Consider the following 16,837-nt stretch of genomic DNA (forward strand, 5'->3'; position numbering starts at 1 on the left):
CTTGCGGATCACAATGACCGATCAAAACGCCACCGACCAGAAAAATGCCAACGCCCTGTGGGGAGGCCGCTTTGAAGCGGGCCCGTCCGCCATCATGGAAGAAATCAATGCTTCCATCGGCTTTGACAAACGCCTGTACGCCCAGGACATTCAGGGTTCCAAAGCCCATTGCGCCATGCTGGTCAAGCAGAAGATCATCCCCGCAGAAGATGGCGACAAAATAGTCGCGGGTCTAGACCAGATCCTTCAGGAAATCGAAAACGGCACATTCACCTTCTCGGCCGCCCTTGAAGACATCCACATGAATGTCGAAAGCCGCCTGCGTGATCTGATCGGGCCTGCCGCCGGTCGCCTGCATACCGCGCGCTCCCGCAATGATCAGGTCGCAACCGATTTCAAACTCTGGGTCCGCGACGTTGCACTGGCCGATCTTGAAGCCGGGCTCAAGGGCCTTCAGGAAGCCCTGATCGAACAGGCCGGCACCCATGCCGAAACCATCATGCCGGGCTTTACCCACCTTCAGGCCGCCCAGCCGGTCACCTTTGGCCATCATCTTCTGGCCTATGTCGAAATGTTTGGCCGGGACCGTGGCCGCGTTGCCGATTGCCGCACGCGTGCTAATGAAAACCCGCTGGGTTCGGCGGCCCTTGCCGGAACGCCCTATCCGATTGACCGTCACATGACGGCATCATCGCTTGGCTTTGATCGCCCGACCGCGAACTCGCTCGATGCGGTGTCGGATCGTGACTTTGCGCTGGAATATCTGAACGCGGCATCGATCACCGCCATGCATCTGTCGCGCCTGGCCGAGGAAATGGTGATCTGGTGTTCCGCACAGTTCAAATTTATCGGCATGTCGGACAAATTTTCGACCGGCTCCTCGATCATGCCGCAGAAACGCAACCCCGATGCTGCCGAACTGATCCGCTCCAAAATCGGCCGTATCGTTGGCTGCTACAATTCCCTGATGCTGTCGATGAAGGGGCTGCCGCTGGCCTATTCCAAGGACATGCAGGAAGACAAGGAACCGGTCTTCGAAGCCCACGACCATCTGGGTCTTTGTGTCGCCGCCATGACCGGCATGATTGCCGACATGAAGGTCCATAAGGACAACATGCGTGCGGCTGCCGGGGCCGGTTACACCACCGCAACCGATCTGGCCGACTGGCTGGTGGCCGAACTGGGCATGCCGTTCCGCGACGCCCATCACGTGGTCGGTGCGACCGTAAAACTTGCCGAAGGCAAGGGGTGTGATCTCGATCAGCTTTCGCTAGAAGACCTTCAGGGGATCGAACCCAAAATCACCAAGGCCGTTTACGATGTCCTGACCGTCGAGGCATCGGTCAGTGCGCGTCAAAGCTTTGGCGGCACCGCGCCGGTCCGGGTGAAGGAACAGGTTGCGGCGGCAAAGGAAAGGTTCCTGAAATGAGCAACCCGATCTTCAAACGCAGCACAGTGATCGTACTGGCGGTGATGCTGGGCCTGTCTGTTGCCGCGTGTGGCAAAAAAGGCCCGCTTGAACCACCGACCGACGAAGGCCGCAACTATCCACGGACATATCCGGCACAATGAACCATTTTGAATATATTGATGGCGTCCTTCACGCCGAAGGCGTTTCCATCCCCGAGCTTGCCGAAAAAGTCGGCACGCCGTTCTATTGCTATTCCACCGCCACCCTTGAACGTCACTATCACGTTTATGCCAGTGCGTTTGACGGGCTTGATGCCACGGTTTGCTACGCCATCAAGGCGAACTCCAATCAGGCTGTGCTGAAAACACTCGCCAAACTGGGGGCCGGTGCCGATGTGGTTTCGGTTGGTGAAATGCGCCGTGCCCTGCGCGCCGGTGTCGCACCGGGCAAAGTCATTTTTTCCGGCGTTGGCAAGGCCGATGCCGAAATGCGCGAAGCCCTTGATGCCGATATCGCCCAGATCAATGTCGAAAGCATCCCGGAACTTGAAGAACTCAACCGGGTTGCCCTCGATATGGGCAAAAAGGCCCGGATCGCGATCCGCATCAACCCGCATGTCGATGCCAAAACCCACGAAAAAATCGCTACCGGCAAGGCCGAAAACAAATTTGGCATCGACTGGACCCGCGCGATCGAGGTTTACCGCATGGCCGCCGCCATGGACGGGATCGACGTGACCGGCATTGCCATGCATATCGGATCACAGCTGACCGATCTTGCACCCTTCCGCGAAGCCTTCACCCGTCTTGCCGATCTGGTCGAAAAGCTTCGGGCCGAAGGCATCAATATCCGCAATCTTGATCTTGGTGGCGGGCTTGGCATTGCCTATCAGGGCGAAACCCCGCCCCTGCCCGATGCCTATGGCCAGATGGTGCGTGAAACCGTCGGTCACCTTGGCTGTCACATCACGCTCGAACCGGGCCGCCTGATTGCGGGCAACGCCGGGGTGATGATTTCGCGCGTCATGTATATCAAGGATGGCGAGGCCAAACGCTTTGTCATTCTTGATGCCGCGATGAACGACCTGATCCGGCCAACCCTTTACAACGCCTATCACGAAATCATCCCGGTCGATGAACAGACTGAAGGCGACAAACAGGCAACCGTCGATATCGTCGGCCCGGTCTGCGAAACCGGCGATACCTTTGGCAAGGACCGCAAACTGCCCGATGACCTGAAACCGGGTGATCTGGTCGCGGTCATGTCGGCGGGTGCCTATGGTGCGGTGATGTCATCGACCTACAACACCCGTGCCCTGACGCCCGAAGTTCTGGTCAAGGGCGACGATTTCGCCATCGTCCGCCCACGTCAGTCGATTGACGACCTGATCGGTCTGGACCGCATTCCCGACTGGCTGGACTGACCCGGACCGGAATATGCAAACTAACCGGCAATATATTGCCGGTTAGTTTGACGGGGAGCTTGGCCTGTATCAGTCTTCGCTATGTTTGAGGCGATATAGGCCGTCAAGATCGGGGGACGCAGATAAGGCGTGGTTGTCGGTATTTGTCGCTTTATCTTGACGCATGACTTGGACCGTTGCGGTCATGCCAGCCACCAGCTCTATGCTGGCAGGGATTTTGTCAATTTTGATGCGAACAGGGATCCGTTGGGCAAGGCGAACCCATGAAAATGTTGTGGCGACATTGGGGAGGCCGAGATGCCCCGGTGTGTCATTGCTGTTTTCTATGCCGCGGCCAATGCTTTCAACATGACCAAATGCCGGTTGGTCAAAACCCATCAGCTGTATCGATATGGGCGCCCCAATATGAATCCGGCCTATCTTCGTTTCTTCAAAGTATCCGGTGACCCAGAAGCTGGAGGCATCGATGACGGAAATTTTTGTTATACCTGCCGTCGCATAATCGCCTGGGCGGAGCTTTAGATTGGTTACATAGCCGTCAACTGTTGAACGGATTGTCGATCGGGCGAGGTTGAGTTTGGCCAGATCGAGGGAGGCCTGCGCCGATTGATAGGCCGCGCTGGCAACTGCTGCGGCACCATTCGCTTGCTGAATGGCTTCCCGGGATGCGAAATCCTTTAATTGGCGCTGTCGCCGGGCGGTTGCCTGCCGGACAATCATGTCCTGTTGTTTTGCTTCGACATCTGCTTTGGCCAGGGCTACAGCCAGTTCCAGGCGTTCTGGCTCTATCTGATATAGAACGTCGCCCTGTTTTACATATTGGTTGTCCGCAACGGAAACAGAACGGATCGTGCCGGAAACTTCCGGGGCGATCTGTACGACATCAACGCCAACGCGGGCGTCTCGGGTCCAGAGTGTTTTGTCATAATGGCTCCAAGCCTTGAACGCGACAAAGGCCGATACAGCGACCAGACAAAGAGTAACGATGTAGCGGCCGACGAGAGAAATAACAGTTTTCACGGTAAAAGTCCGTTTAATGGCAGGTATAGCGTGAGCAGACCGTAAATGGTGATAAAGAGGGCGAGCTCGATGAGCGGTCTGTAGGTAAAGATGCGGGATAAGCGGGTAGCGAACAGCAAGCGTATGGTTGCGATGGTTCCGACCAGTGCCATAGCGGCGAGAACCACCAAGCCGGGAATCAGAACTCCCCAGAAATTGACATCCTGGGTCATGATTCAGGTTTTCCCGCCTGCGAAAGGGGCGCTGCACCCAGGGCAAAGCATAGGTCAATGAGCAGATCGCGTATTTGTGCCCGGTTTTTCTTTGGGCCTTGTGTGCTGATCGCCATCACAGTCGCGATGTGCTGGTTAAGCGGCACAGGGTCATGGTTCTTTGTCGGCTTTCTGGCATTGACATAGTTTGCGGTTGCCAAAAGAAGGTCCTTTATCGGGGCTCTTGTTTCGAACGGAAGCAGGGGGATCATCTTGTGGAGCCGACCTGCGACATGGCCGATGCGAAGATGATGCAGCGTGTCGTCCAGGACAGAGCTATAGGCCTTGCCGGATGCCCGAAGTTTGGGCTGCAACAGTGCTGTCCGGTCTATCATCAGGCTGATCCAGCGCGCTTCGTTGGGGGCATGGCCCAATGCGCGGCGTCCGATATCCCGTCGACTAAGGTCGAGCAGTCTTTTGATCGCAGTGTCAGCGCGAACTGTTTGAAATATGGACATGCTTAGTGCCCCGAAGTTTACGGCGACCAAGACTGCAATCGAGATATTGAGCGAGGCAGCAAAGTCACCTGAATAATTGGTGCCGAGGCCTGACAGGATTGGAATGGTCAGGGTAATGCCAAGGGCAGTCATCATGGTAGGCAAGCGCGCCTGAAGGGAGCCCGCGAGCAGGAAAACCGGTGCGAGAACTGCGACAAGAACGGCGAAATCCATGACCTGCGGCAGGATGAAGAAACTGTAAAATAGGCTGAAGGCGATGCCATACAATGTGCCAATGGTATATTTGACAACAAAGGGCACCGGCGTATCGAAATTGCCAAACAGGGTGCAACAGACACCGAGAACGGAAACAGCGGTTCCCCCTTCTGTCCAGCCTGACCATATCCAGAATGCACAGCCGCATAAAATGCCCGTAATGGCGCCAAGTGCAGCACGCGCGGCCATCTGGGAGTCCCGGTGATAAACATAGCCCCTGGCGTGTTTGGGACCATGCAGCGATCTTGTGTTCCGAAGAGGATTGATAAGAGTTGCACTGAACTTCAATTGCTTGCAGTCATGAAGCAGGCCGATCATCTCGGCAAGATGGCCGGCAAGGTTCGCACCAACCAAATCAACCGAAGATGCCTTTTCTTTCGCCAATTGTTTTTGCACGGTTCGTGCATGTGCGATCAGATCAAACGTTGCGTCGCTCTCATCGGCGATATCTGCGAGTGTGCACCATGTCCTGACGTCATCGATCAGGCGGGTAAGTTCGGCAGGGGCAAAATCGCCATCATGACGCAGAAAATGAATGCGTTCTTCGATTTCTGTCGTGAGCAGAAGCAACCGCGCCAGACGATCATGAATAAGACGCAGAATTCTGCGATGGGGTATGACAGGTGCTGGATCATAAGGCAGATGGGTGGCCAGATCCTGAAGCGTCAGCAGGTCAAGCGAGAGCTGTTTACGGTCGCTACGGTTTTCTTCTGGCGTGCCATTTAGCGCATCCCTGGCCAGTTGATGCGCATTCTGCATTGTTGTAGCAAGTTTACCGGTAAATAGGCCCGTCATGCGTTTTGGCAGGACATAACGATGTATCAGTACGGCACAGAGAATGCCGATGGAAATTTCCTGCACGCGCAAGGATGCGATGTCGAAAACCGCACCGGGATCAAGGACGCTGGGGAAGCCGATCAGGCTTGCGGTGTAGCCTGCAAGAACGAAGGCATAGGCGCGGGGCGTGCGATCAAGCAGCGAAAAGAACAGGCACAAACCAATCCAGCCAGAGAGGATGAGGCTGCATAAAATCGGTTCATTCACAAAGTTCGGGACGATGGCTACGGTTGCGATAGCCCCGATGAAGGTGCCTGCAAAGCGATATACACCCCGGCTAAGGGATGCACCGGCAGAGGTTTGCGAGACGATATACACCGTTATGATCGCCCAGAACGGGCGGGGCAGCCCGATCCGGAGCGAAATGTAATAGGCCAGCATCGCCGCAATGAAGGTTTTGGCGGAAAATAGGATTGCGTTTGCATCAATCTTCAGGGTGGGAGAACAAAAGAAGTTTATTCCAATTTTTATGGCCTGGGTCAAAAGGGACCTCCTGGAGCGTGTTGTCCTCAATGCCCGCGATTGTGAATGATTTGCAAAAACTAATAAATTCGATATTATGACATAAAATCACTAAAAACTGCCATTCTCATGACGGAATTACGATCTGCTGTTTCTGTTTTTGATCCTGACCTCATACCTGTGCCTGCACTCGCCTATAAGCTGAATTTCTCGGACCACGCTGGTGAAGTACCTTTGCATGTGCATCGCAAAGGGCAGTTGATTTTGGCCTTGCGCGGGGCTGTTACCTGTCGTGCAGGTAACGAGCTTTGGGTGGTGCCACCCAATTGCGGGGTTTGGATTCCGGGTGATGTTCCGCATAGCGCGCGTGCCACGGCGAACGCATGCCTTAATTATCTGTTTGTCGCGCCAGGGGCGGCTGATTTGCCTGCAACCTGTTGTACGTTGTCGATCTCACCGATGATCCGCGAAATGATTGATCGGCTGGCCCGGGATTGCTGTGCGTATCCGCCCGATAGCCATGCGGCGCGGCTTGCGCGTGTCATGCTTGATGAATTGGCCGACATGCCACGAGAGCGTTTTAATCTGCCAATTTCCAATCATCCAAAAATTAAGCTGATGGCAGATGCCTTGACGCTCGACCCTGCTGATCGCACCACGCTGAAGGATTGGGCCAGGCATGTCGCGATGAGCGAACGGTCTCTCGCCCGTTTGATTGTGCAGGAAACGGGTCTTACCTTTGGGCGCTGGCGACAGCAACTGCATCTGGTTGTTGCCCTGCGGGAACTGGCCAGTGGTGAGGCGGTGCAGAATGTTGCAGGTGCGCTGGGATATGAGTCCGTGAATGCCTTTATCACAATGTTCAAAAAAGCCCTGGGCAGCACACCAGCTCAGTATTTTGCTCAAAACAGGGATGTCTAGTTATTGTGCCAGAAAAAGAAAGTTCGGTTTCGGAGCTGATAAGAGTATCGGTAACCAGACACCGCGTCGCAAAAATATCTGCGGGAAAGAAAGTCAGAGCGAACTCATTTCACTCAAATGAACTTGCTCTGCCCATTCTAATTTTATGTGTCGCGTTTCCATTTTTATGCGTCAATTCACACAATGACAGGATAGGAACGCCAAACTTTGGAAGCACGGCAACAGACGACCCCAGCCACAGGCTTACCGCGAGCTCCGGCCACGACCACCGAACCCCGGTCGGGCCTCGGTCCCCTGCCAGCCTGACCAATGGACGGCTCGCCGACCGCCCGCACCCTCGTTGCCCGCTTCGGCCAAATTCAGCAATGCCGTGACCTCAGAAGCCCAGACACAACTCGGGCCTCCAGCAACCGTCGCCGACGGACCATCATCGGGCTCTCTGCCGCATCGATCACCGTCCGGCCAAGGCGACAACCTACTACCCCGACGTTCAGACACACCTCGGGCATCCGCCATTTTCACCGGCAGACGGACTTCGGGCGCACTGCCACCAACCTGTCCACCACCGACGGGCCACAATCCGATGCCGTCACTGCCGCCACCGCTGCCATTGCTGCCGCTTCCGGCAAATCCGGGGTCCGTTCCCCGACAAGACGCACCTCTCCCGTCATGACAAACAAGCGTGTTAAAAGCGTATTAGAACCGGCGCGTAATACCGCCGTAATGGCTCCGCCATCCGCCGACGCATATCCTGCGGACTGCCCCTCCACCCTGCCTCAATCCTTGCCGCTGCATCCTGATCCCCTCTTTGATCCGGCCCCAAACGCAAAAACCCGCGAGGCTCAGGGCCTTGCGGGTTTCTGTCCGGGTGCATTTCTCCCGTTGACTTTTCTCTTATGCCATAATCAAAAGAACAAATCAAGAACTTTTTGAAAAAACTTTATATACCGTCCAAGGCTGCCGCCCTTCAGGGACCGCCTTTTATTTTGGCCTGGCCGCGATCCTGACTTGACCCGCCCCGCCAAAGCCCCAAACTTAGATTAAGGTCTGAAATCTGTTCATAGGACCACGCTGGCGTCACATGTCCCGGACACGGGGCGATTGCAGGGGCCTGAAATCGATATGTCGATCATACCACCCAATCCCCGACTGGAACGGCATCTGCGCCTGGCGCGGATGATCATGTCGTGGGAACGGGTGTGGCCCCGGCTGATCCCGCCTTTGACAATCGTGATGCTGATTGCCGGTCTGACCCTGACCGGTACCTTTGAAATACTGCCCGCGACCGGGCATATCATTTTGCTGTCGATCCTGTCGGTTGCCGGTCTTGCTGCCATTATCCTGCCGTGGCGCCATTTCACATGGCCCAATCGCCGTGCTGTCCTGCAAAGGATGGAACAGGAAAACGGCCTTGAAAACAACCCGCTGCAAAGCCTTGAAGACCATATCGAAGATCGCGACGACCCACTGACCAGCTATCTGTGGCAAAAACAATTGCAACGCCACGAAGCGATGCTGAACCATCTGCATCTGCCGCGTCCCGCGCCGTCCCTTGCCAGGGTGGATCGATACGGGCTGGTCGTCTTGCCGGTATTGCTCCTGAGCGTTGGGCTGTTTGCGGGCCATGACCGTATCAGCGAGCGGTTTTACAAGGCATTCAGCCCCCTGCAACGGCTGGGTACCGCCGATTTCAGCACCACATTGTGGGTGACCCCACCGGCCTATACCGGACAAATCCCGCGCGTCCTGCGGTTTGAACAGGTTAAAGGCGCGCAAAAGCAGGATGATGGCGGCTCTGACGCATCACGCGTCATTGATGTCGACGTGCCTGTCGGATCGACACTGGCCGGCAGCATCGGCAGCGTCTGGCAACCGACCCTGCATACGCCGACCGGTGAACGCGACATTTCCGAAAGCAGCGACAACAGCTATGTCCTCTCGACCGCTCTTGATCAGGCCGGACCATGGCGCATTTCGGTGTGGGGCACGGATCGGCTGACCCTTAATGTCAATCTGGTTGCCGATAAACCACCCGCCCTTTCATTCGTAAGCCCGCCTTCGATTACCCGGCGCGAACATATCCGGCTGGATTACGTTGCGACCGATGATTACGGCATGAAAAATCTTGAACTGGTTATCACACCCGCAACCGACGGCATTGGTCGGGAACAGTTTGGCACCATCGATAATATCCGTATCGATCTGTCTGGTGGCGACACCCCGGGGGGGGAGGCCGCCATGCCAACACGGATCGAAGGACCACGTTTCATTGATCTGGTATCCCATCCATGGGCGGGGCTCCCGGTTAACCTGCAACTGGTATCAAAAGACAATGCCGGACAGGATGGTGAAAGCGACATACGTTCGATTATCCTGCCCGAACGCGAGTTCACCCATCCCGTCGCCAAAAAACTGATCACGATCCGCCGCGGATTGCTGCGCTATCCCGACAAGGCCCTTGAAATGCGCAACGCCCTTTTGCCTGTCATTTATGCCCCGCAGGCATTCAACGGCCATATCGGCATTTTTCTGGCACTTTCCGTGACCGAGGCACGGCTTTCGGCGCATCTGCGCGACCGCGCGGTCCATCAAGACGTGGCCGGTTTGCTTTGGCACATCGCCGAAGAGATCGAACGCGGCAGCTATGGCATGGCCGAACGCAATCTGATGGAGGCCGAGGAACGGCTGCTGGATGCCCTTGCCAACCCGGACGTGACCGAAGCCGAAATCGCCGATCTGATCGAAAACTATCGCCGCGCCCTTAACGAATATATGGCCGCCCTCGCCCGCGAGGCACCGCAGAATCAGCAAAGCCAGCAACAGGGCCCCGCCGCCATCCTTGAACAGCAGGACCTGTCACGTATCGTCGATCAGATCGAAGCACTCATGCAGGCTGGTGCGCGTGATCAGGCGCGCGCCCTGATCGACCGCCTGCGCGAACTGGTCGAAAACATGCAGATCACATCGGGCGACGGCGGGGCCGATATCACATCCACCTTGCGCGAAATGCTTGATGGCATTCGTGATCTTGCCCGCCGCCAGCAGGACCTGATGAACCAGGGTGACAATCCGTCAAGCCCCGGCGGAAATGGCAACCGCGCCCAGCAGCAGCAAAATCTTGCCGGGGACGCACAGAACCTGACCAATAATTCCGGCTTTGGCCAGTTTGGCAATCTCAGCGGCATTGAAACCGCGATAGAGGCCATGCAACGCGCCGCAGAGGCCCTTGACCACAACCGTGCCCACGAAGCCCTGCAACAACAGGGACAGGCCATGGAAGCCCTGCAACAGGGTATTGGCGAGTTAAGCCGTGCTCTTGAAGGTTTAAGCCAGATGATGCCGATGCTCGATGAACTTCAGGGGTCGGGCAATCGTGATCCGCTTGGTCGGCCGGTGGGCGGCGATGGCACCACCGTCATCCCCGAAGTCGACACCCTTGAAAGGGCATGGCGCATTCTTCAGGAACTCCGCCGTCGTTCCGGCGACCCGGACCGCCCGGTGATCGAACAGGAATATATTGATCGCTTGCTGAAACGGTTCTAAAGGCCTGTCCAAAGGACGACACAGATAAAACAAAAGGGCAGCGACGGATCGCTGCCCTTTGTCATTTTCAGATCAAACCGGTCAGGGTTCAACCGCTTCCCGCGGGTCAAGGAATGTGACCTGCAAACGGGTTGCTGTCGGGTTCGGACGGCGGATTTTGGTTTCGACCGTCATGGTTTCACCAACCGGCAGCATCTGGGCTTCCATCGGCATGTCCGCCCCGCCCTGCACCGCACTTTCGTCATAGATCAGCGGCACCTTTTTGCGCTGAACCACACGATCCAGCGGATCGAGAAGCTCAATCAACAAATAGGGCAACGCCCGGTCGATCTCATCGATATTGACGATCTCGGCGCGAACGACAAGAACGTCAACACCGTCTTCTTCTTCGCGAGTCGGCGGCAATTCACGAATATCAAGGCCTTCGCCAACATGAGGGACGTCAAGCCCGACCATGTCATAGACCTTCGCAATCGGCGGCCACAAATTGATCAGGATATCTTTGGCAAAATATCCGCCCGCACCAATCCCGCCAAGGATCAGGAAGAACAGGATCCAGCCAATCACACCCTTTTTCGATTTCGCAGGCGGTTTCGGATTGTTGCGAATCAGCTGCTGCGGGATGGGGGGCGGATCGGGAATTTTGTCCGCGTCCTCGAAACCGGGATCAACCTGACCTGGCATCTGATCGGCATTGAAATCGGCACCAAGCGCGCCATCCTGATCGAAAGGCGGCGGCAGCTTGTTTTCCTGTGCTGGCGACGGGGTTTTCATTCCCGGCGGGTCCTGATGCCAGCTATTGCCGCAGTTCTTGCAGCGTACGGTTCTGCCCTTTGGGCCGATCGCCTCTGTTTTCACAGAGTATTTTTTTGAACAATCTGGGCAAGTAATGATCATTGCAAACCTGGCATCTCGATGTCAGCGGCATGAAACCCGGGGCACGGCCATAACCTAGTGATTTCCGGCGATCCCCCGAATTCGCCGGGTAGGGCAGAACCTACACTATATGTAAATAGCGGCGATTTAACAGACTGTTAAGCACAGATAACTGAAGCTGCCCCAATTTGGATAGCACAGCATTGCACATATGGTGCTTAGATGACATCCGAAGAACTGTTTAAGTCGTCATATTTTCGGCCAATCTATAATGATACCCACTTTGGGATCAGCCAGATCGGACTTTTGCAATTGTTCAACCGGCCCCATCATTATCATGTTATGTCGGGTCTGATACGTCGTGCTGCGATATGGAGCGCAAGTTTTGACTGAAGTCGTAAGTTTCAGGAATGTGGGTGTCCGCTATGAATCCGGGCCGGAGATTCTGCGCGATCTGAACTTTACCCTGCATCGTGGCAGCTTTCATTTCCTGACCGGGGCTTCGGGCGCGGGCAAATCGACATTGATGCGCCTGCTCTATCTTGCCCTGCGCCAGACACGCGGCGAGATCAATATTTTCGGACGCGACAATATCCGCATTCCGCGCGACGAACTGCCCGCCATCCGCCGCAAGATCGGCGTGGTGTTTCAGGACTTCCGCCTGATCAATCATTTGACGACTTTTGAAAATGTCGCCCTGCCGCTACGCGTCGCCGGGGTCGAGGATTTGCAAATCCGCAAGAACGTGACCGAACTTCTTGAATGGGTCGGCCTTGGTGATCAGATCAACGCGGTGCCGTCCCGGCTTTCCGGCGGGCAGCAGCAACGCGTTGCCATTGCGCGCGCGGTTATAGGTCGCCCGGCCCTGCTTTTGGCTGACGAGCCGACCGGCAACGTTGATGACCGGATCGCCATGCGGCTGTTATATCTTTTTGAAGAACTGAACAAACTTGGCACCACGGTGCTGATCGCCACCCATAACCGGCAACTTGTGCGTCGCTTTGGCCATAATCAATGGCTGCTTGAGGCTGGCACCCTGCACGACATCACGCATAGCGCGTAACCGACCAAACCGACGGCAACTGGCTCAGACAGGACCCAAAATCGATCATGGCTTTTCGTTCGCAACCGTCACATCTGCCACTTGATAGCGACTCATCGACGCGCTTTTTGCCAAGCATCGTCGCATTGATGGTGGCCTTGCTGACGTTTTCGATCGTTGGCCTGGCGGCCCTGCATGACAGTGTCGGCAAATGGTCCGGTCAGATCGAAGGCAGCCTTTCGATACAGGTTCCCCCGACCGGCATGGCGGATCGCGACCCCGAAGAACGCGAACAGGCTTTGCAGGCAACCGTTGACGATATTATCGAACAGCTCGCCGACATGCCCGGCATCTCCCGGATCGAGGAACTCAGCCCCGAAACCATGTCGGCCCTTCTTGAACCGTGGCTTGGCCCCGATGAAATCGTCAGCGAATTACCGATCCCGCGCATTATCGAAATCACCCCGGAAACCGGGTTTAATTTCGATATGCTTGAACGCCGTCTGGGTGAAATCGCCCCCGAAGCCGTTCTGGACGATCATCGCATCTGGATCGAACGGATTGCCGATGTTGCCTTTTCGGTGGAACTGGCATTGATGGCGTTAATCGTCGTGCTGTTTGGGGCAACGATGCTGTCGGTTGTTTTTGCCACACGTTCGGGTCTTTCAATCCATCGGACGATCATTGAATTGCTGCATCTGATCGGGGCACAGGATTCCTATATCGCGGGCCAGTTTGCCCGCCATAACCTGCGGCTGGCATTTTTCGGGGCATTGATCGGCCTTCTGATCGCCCTGCCGGTTTCGGGTGTGATCGCGTGGCTTGGCCTGCGCGCCGGATGGCCTATCCCGACACTGGTTTTCAGCCCGCTTTTCATCGGCATCATCATCGCCATTCCGTTCGTGGTCGCCGGTGTCGCACAGATGACGGCCAAAAGAACTGTGCTGCGTGTCTTGCGCAGAATGTTGTAACCTGCCTCACTCCTCCGTATAGTCGGCCTGCAGCGTCGTGATCATTTACTGTTTCGGATCATGACCTTGTCCCAAAAGGAGAGCCCCGTCGCATGCCAGCGTCCCGCCAGGCCCAATCATATGAATAGGCCGCCCCTTTCCGTTCAGCACCGACGACGCTTTCGCCGGTTCCGGTTTTTGCTATCGACCCTGATCCTGCTGGGGCTGGTCTGGGCGGGTGGCTTTATCTGGTATGTCGACATCATTCCAACCGCGGTTGATGAACCTGATCGCAAGACTGACGCCATCGTTGTTCTGACCGGTGGCAGTGAACGGCTTTCGGAAGGGCGCCGTCTTCTGACCCGCCAGCTTGCCAGAAAACTGTTTATTTCCGGCGTCTATCGCGGGGTTGAAGTCGACGAGCTTCTATCGGCGGGCAAAGCCGATCCCCGGCTGGTTTCATGCTGTGTAGTTCTGGGTCATGTTGCGGAAAACACCCGCGGCAATGCGCAGGAAACGGCGGTTTGGGTGTATGAGGAAGGCTATAAAAGCCTGCGCATCGTCACGGCAAACTATCACATGCCGAGGTCGCTTCTGGAATTTCGCAGCCTGATGCCCGATGTCGAAATCATCGCCCACCCGGTGTTCCCCGATAACGTCAAGGTCGACAGTTGGTGGCGGTGGCCGGGAAGCGCCAGCCTGATCGCAAGCGAATATAACAAATTCCTGTTTGCCAGCCTCAGGAACTATATCCTGCGGCTGCTGCCAGACGGTGATCGCGCCAACCTGCATGGCCCCGCCCCGACACCAGACCCCTCCGGACAGGATTATTCCGCATCAAATCGCCCGGCGCAGAAATCGGGTTGAAGATACAGCGTTTCACTCGTGTCGTATAACTGTTACAAACCCTTTGACTAAGTGTTTGAAGGATCTGTCTGCATGAGAGCCCTGCGCGCGTTTTTGTTTAACGTGTTGTTTTTCGCCGGTACAACAGCACTTTGCATTTGTATGGTTCCCCTGATGCCGTTTGGTCGCAAGGCCAATCAGCTTGTTGGACATATGTGGTGTCATTTGACGCAAGGCGCGTTGGCCATCTCTGTTGGCATGTATAAACGTATTCGCGGCCTTGAAAACCTGCCCAAAGGCCCCTGTATTCTGGTTGCCAAACATCAGTCTGCGTGGGAAACCCTGACCTTTCACACGGTCGTGCCTGACCCGGCATATATCCTGAAAAAGGAACTGACCCGCATTCCGTTGATGGGGCAGTTCCTGTTGTTTTCCGGGCAGATTGCGGTCGACAGATCGGCTGGATCATCCGCCCTGAAAGACATGATCAAGGGTGCTGAACGTGCGCTTGAGGACGGCAGGCAGATCGTAATCTTCCCCGAAGGAACCCGCACACCGCCCGGTTCGGATCGGCCGTATCATCCCGGTATTTATGCGCTATACAAGGCGTTCCCCAATACGCCGGTCATTCCCGTTGCCATCAATTCCGGCATGTTCTGGGGACGTCACAGCTTCATGAAATACGGTGGCGAGGTCACCATGGAATTCCTGCCCGCGATTGAGCCGGATCTGGATCGCAAAACATTTATGAAAACCATCAAAAGCAGGATTGATGACCGCACACGGGAACTTGAACGCGAAGCACAGGCGGAGTTTAATCTGCCGACCCTGACATCACGTGACGTCGAGATCGAGGAAGCCCGCGAAAAAGCCGAAGCCGAACAGCAGGAAGCCAAAACCGCGATTCCGATGAAATCCGTCAACCAGGAAAAAACACCTTCCTGATCATACGGATCGTTCGAACACCCAAAAGGCCGGAGTTTGATCCGGCCTTTTCGATTCTATCCGTCCGGCAGCTTTTATGCTTTCCGGCGTGTTGCCTGCCAGATGCCAAAGGCAATCAATGTGATCCCGCCCAGATGGTAAATGTGTAGTTCCTCGCCCAAAAAGATGATGGCAAGGATGCTGGCAAAAACCGGCATCAGATACAGAAACACACCGGCATTTGCCGGGCCGACAACCGCAACCCCCTTGTTCCAGAACAGATAGCCCAAAAAAGCGGGCCCCGCGCCGATATAGAAAATCTTGAGCATATCGGGCCATGCCGGATCAAGATGGGTAAAGAACGGCTCATTGCGAACAGTCACCGACCAGATATAAAGCGGAGTCAGGAACACCAACCCGATCAGGGCCGAAACAAACACAAGGCTTAGCGGATGGACCCCCTTGGGGGCGCGTTTCAAAAGCATCGAGTATGCCGCCCAGACCATTGCTGAAATCATCGCAAACAGATCGCCCGAGACAAAGTTCATCTCGGCAAAGACCGAAAAGTCGCCTTTGGCAATGATCACCGCCGTCCCGACACCGGCAATCAGCACACCGGCCCACTGGCCAAGCTTGGGTTTATCGGCCGTAAGCACCGCTGCAAATAACAGAACCCAGACCGGAGTTGTCGCATTGAGAAGCCCGGTATTGACCGCCGTTGTGTTGTAAGCCGCCAGATAAATGACGATTGAAAACATGAAAACGCCGGTTGTTCCGATCAGGAACATCGACATTTTATGATCGGCCATCAGCCTCAGATCGCGTTTAAGGTGCGGAATACAAACCGGAAACAGTAATACGGCGGCCACAACCCAACGCCAGAACGCCAATGCTTCAAGCGGCACCGTGGCATTCACCCCGCGTGCAACGACATGGTTTGACCCCCACATCATCGCGCAGGCAACCAGCATCAGATAGGCAGCCATCATCGGGGCATTGGCACCTTTGGACGTTGTGGTGGCGTCCGACATCAGATTCCGGCTCCCATATTGATTTCACCGTATTCGCGGCGCACCATATCCATCAGATCGTGCAACGGCGGGTCGACAATTCCCATCTCGTCAAGATGGCAGACCGTGTTTTCAAGATATTCCAGGTTCGGGCCAATATTGCCATGTGCCGCAACAATGATTTCAACCGCCGTTCGCACCGGCAGGTTTCCGGCGAACTGTTCATGCGTTGGATCGGCGACATAGGTGTGCGCGATGACCGTGCGTCCGTCGGCAAGCTCGACCTCGACATCGGCGGGAATATAGGTGTTGGTCACCAGTTCGCGTTCATCAAGATAGGCCTTGACCAGCGGCCAGTTGTCAGGCGCGATCCGAAACGCGTTCCCGACACATTCCCCGCCGACATTCAGCCCCAGGACCAACCCCGGATTTTCCGGTGTGCCGCGATAGTGATGGGAATAGATGCAAAAGGACCGGTGATAGCCGCGCAGCGTCGCGCGTGCCCGTTCTTCAAATTCGAAGCCCGGACGCCACAGCAGCGATCCATATCCAAATACCCATCTTTCCTGGGGCTCAGTCAAAATTTCCTCCGGTCACGCTGGCATTTT

General features: G+C 55.8%; 16 protein-coding genes. 9 read left to right on the forward strand and 7 right to left on the reverse strand.

The window, feature by feature from the left end:
* The first annotated feature begins 13 nt into the window (after nt 1–13).
* Genes argH through lysA form a run of 3 tightly spaced genes read left to right on the forward strand, consistent with a single transcriptional unit; the run spans nt 14 to nt 2,834 of the window.
* Nucleotides 14–1,429, forward strand: a complete 1,416-nt coding sequence (argH, locus tag BC440_RS06240) for an argininosuccinate lyase (protein ID WP_037987105.1) — start codon at nt 14–16, stop codon at nt 1,427–1,429.
* Nucleotides 1,426–1,572, forward strand: coding sequence for a lipoprotein (locus BC440_RS23085; RefSeq protein ID WP_007092015.1), 147 nt, complete (start codon nt 1,426–1,428; stop codon nt 1,570–1,572). Before argH ends, BC440_RS23085 begins: the two co-directional genes overlap by 4 nt.
* On the forward strand, nt 1,569–2,834 hold the full coding sequence (lysA, locus tag BC440_RS06245; RefSeq protein WP_065701847.1) for a diaminopimelate decarboxylase: 1,266 nt from the start codon (nt 1,569–1,571) through the stop codon (nt 2,832–2,834). Before BC440_RS23085 ends, lysA begins: the two co-directional genes overlap by 4 nt.
* Nucleotides 2,835–2,903: 69 nt before the next feature.
* On the opposite strand, the gene BC440_RS06250 is transcribed toward lysA, so the two are convergent.
* The 3 genes from BC440_RS06250 to BC440_RS06260 are packed head-to-tail and all read right to left on the reverse strand — an operon-like array spanning nt 2,904 to nt 6,138.
* Entirely contained in the window at nt 2,904–3,854 is a 951-nt protein-coding gene (locus BC440_RS06250; RefSeq protein ID WP_083195722.1) for an efflux RND transporter periplasmic adaptor subunit, read from the reverse strand.
* Entirely contained in the window at nt 3,851–4,066 is a 216-nt protein-coding gene (locus BC440_RS06255; RefSeq protein WP_065701848.1) for a DUF1656 domain-containing protein, read from the reverse strand. The genes BC440_RS06250 and BC440_RS06255 overlap by 4 nt, the downstream gene beginning before the upstream one ends.
* Nucleotides 4,063–6,138, reverse strand: a complete 2,076-nt coding sequence (locus tag BC440_RS06260; RefSeq protein ID WP_223304876.1) for an FUSC family protein — start codon at nt 6,136–6,138, stop codon at nt 4,063–4,065. Before BC440_RS06260 ends, BC440_RS06255 begins: the two co-directional genes overlap by 4 nt.
* Nucleotides 6,139–6,246: 108 nt before the next feature.
* Between BC440_RS06260 and BC440_RS06265 the strand changes: the two genes are divergently transcribed.
* Nucleotides 6,247–7,038, forward strand: a complete 792-nt coding sequence (locus BC440_RS06265) for a helix-turn-helix transcriptional regulator (protein ID WP_065701850.1) — start codon at nt 6,247–6,249, stop codon at nt 7,036–7,038.
* Nucleotides 7,039–7,556: 518 nt separating this feature from the next.
* Here BC440_RS06265 and BC440_RS22605 read toward each other — a convergent pair.
* The gene (locus BC440_RS22605) at nt 7,557–7,808 is read right to left on the reverse strand and encodes a hypothetical protein (RefSeq protein ID WP_139189979.1); all 252 of its coding nucleotides are present in this window, start codon (nt 7,806–7,808) and stop codon (nt 7,557–7,559) included.
* 352 nt (nt 7,809–8,160) lie between these two features.
* On the opposite strand from BC440_RS22605, the gene BC440_RS06270 reads away from it, so the two are divergent.
* Nucleotides 8,161–10,581, forward strand: a complete 2,421-nt coding sequence (locus BC440_RS06270) for a DUF4175 family protein (RefSeq protein WP_065701851.1) — start codon at nt 8,161–8,163, stop codon at nt 10,579–10,581.
* An 81-nt stretch (nt 10,582–10,662) separates the two neighbouring features.
* Here BC440_RS06270 and BC440_RS06275 read toward each other — a convergent pair whose 3' ends face one another.
* On the reverse strand, nt 10,663–11,478 hold the full coding sequence (locus tag BC440_RS06275) for a DUF3426 domain-containing protein (protein ID WP_074624793.1): 816 nt from the start codon (nt 11,476–11,478) through the stop codon (nt 10,663–10,665).
* Nucleotides 11,479–11,842: 364 nt separating this feature from the next.
* Between BC440_RS06275 and ftsE the strand changes: the two genes are divergently transcribed.
* The 4 genes from ftsE (at nt 11,843) to BC440_RS06295 (ending at nt 15,240) form a co-directional block, all read left to right on the forward strand.
* Nucleotides 11,843–12,520 (forward strand): cell division ATP-binding protein FtsE, encoded by a 678-nt coding sequence (ftsE, locus tag BC440_RS06280; RefSeq protein ID WP_037987102.1) that lies wholly within the window; start codon nt 11,843–11,845, stop codon nt 12,518–12,520.
* Nucleotides 12,521–12,567: 47 nt separating this feature from the next.
* Nucleotides 12,568–13,470, forward strand: coding sequence for a cell division protein (locus BC440_RS06285; protein WP_063094384.1), 903 nt, complete (start codon nt 12,568–12,570; stop codon nt 13,468–13,470).
* Nucleotides 13,471–13,590: 120 nt separating this feature from the next.
* The gene (locus BC440_RS06290; protein WP_062948446.1) at nt 13,591–14,316 is read left to right on the forward strand and encodes a YdcF family protein; all 726 of its coding nucleotides are present in this window, start codon (nt 13,591–13,593) and stop codon (nt 14,314–14,316) included.
* A 72-nt stretch (nt 14,317–14,388) separates the two neighbouring features.
* Nucleotides 14,389–15,240: a 1-acyl-sn-glycerol-3-phosphate acyltransferase gene (locus BC440_RS06295; protein ID WP_063094382.1), complete on the forward strand. Its 852-nt coding sequence runs from the start codon at nt 14,389–14,391 to the stop codon at nt 15,238–15,240.
* Nucleotides 15,241–15,314: 74 nt separating this feature from the next.
* Here the strand turns inward: BC440_RS06295 and BC440_RS06300 are convergent, their stop codons facing one another.
* Nucleotides 15,315–16,250: an EamA family transporter gene (locus BC440_RS06300; protein WP_063094380.1), complete on the reverse strand. Its 936-nt coding sequence runs from the start codon at nt 16,248–16,250 to the stop codon at nt 15,315–15,317.
* Nucleotides 16,250–16,810, reverse strand: a complete 561-nt coding sequence (locus BC440_RS06305) for a gamma-glutamylcyclotransferase (RefSeq protein WP_063094378.1) — start codon at nt 16,808–16,810, stop codon at nt 16,250–16,252. Before BC440_RS06305 ends, BC440_RS06300 begins: the two co-directional genes overlap by 1 nt.
* Nucleotides 16,811–16,837 lie beyond the last annotated feature (27 nt).

It is taken from the genome of Thalassospira sp. MIT1004, from assembly GCF_001858545.1.
Taxonomy (GTDB): Bacteria; Pseudomonadota; Alphaproteobacteria; order Rhodospirillales; family Thalassospiraceae; genus Thalassospira; species Thalassospira xiamenensis.

Bases quoted from the DNA above. Each gene is read 5' to 3' on its own strand.
- argH (WP_037987105.1), top strand. From the start codon at position 14: ATGACCGATCAAAACGCCACCGACCAGAAAAATGCCAACGCCCTGTGG.
- BC440_RS23085 (WP_007092015.1), top strand. From the start codon at position 1,426: ATGAGCAACCCGATCTTCAAACGCAGCACAGTGATCGTACTGGCGGTG.
- lysA (WP_065701847.1), top strand. From the start codon at position 1,569: ATGAACCATTTTGAATATATTGATGGCGTCCTTCACGCCGAAGGCGTT.
- BC440_RS06255 (WP_065701848.1), bottom strand. From the start codon at position 4,066: ATGACCCAGGATGTCAATTTCTGGGGAGTTCTGATTCCCGGCTTGGTG.
- BC440_RS06265 (WP_065701850.1), top strand. From the start codon at position 6,247: ATGACGGAATTACGATCTGCTGTTTCTGTTTTTGATCCTGACCTCATA.
- BC440_RS06270 (WP_065701851.1), top strand. From the start codon at position 8,161: ATGTCGATCATACCACCCAATCCCCGACTGGAACGGCATCTGCGCCTG.
- BC440_RS06275 (WP_074624793.1), bottom strand. From the start codon at position 11,478: ATGATCATTACTTGCCCAGATTGTTCAAAAAAATACTCTGTGAAAACA.
- BC440_RS06285 (WP_063094384.1), top strand. From the start codon at position 12,568: ATGGCTTTTCGTTCGCAACCGTCACATCTGCCACTTGATAGCGACTCA.
- BC440_RS06290 (WP_062948446.1), top strand. From the start codon at position 13,591: ATGAATAGGCCGCCCCTTTCCGTTCAGCACCGACGACGCTTTCGCCGG.
- BC440_RS06295 (WP_063094382.1), top strand. From the start codon at position 14,389: ATGAGAGCCCTGCGCGCGTTTTTGTTTAACGTGTTGTTTTTCGCCGGT.
- BC440_RS06300 (WP_063094380.1), bottom strand. From the start codon at position 16,250: ATGTCGGACGCCACCACAACGTCCAAAGGTGCCAATGCCCCGATGATG.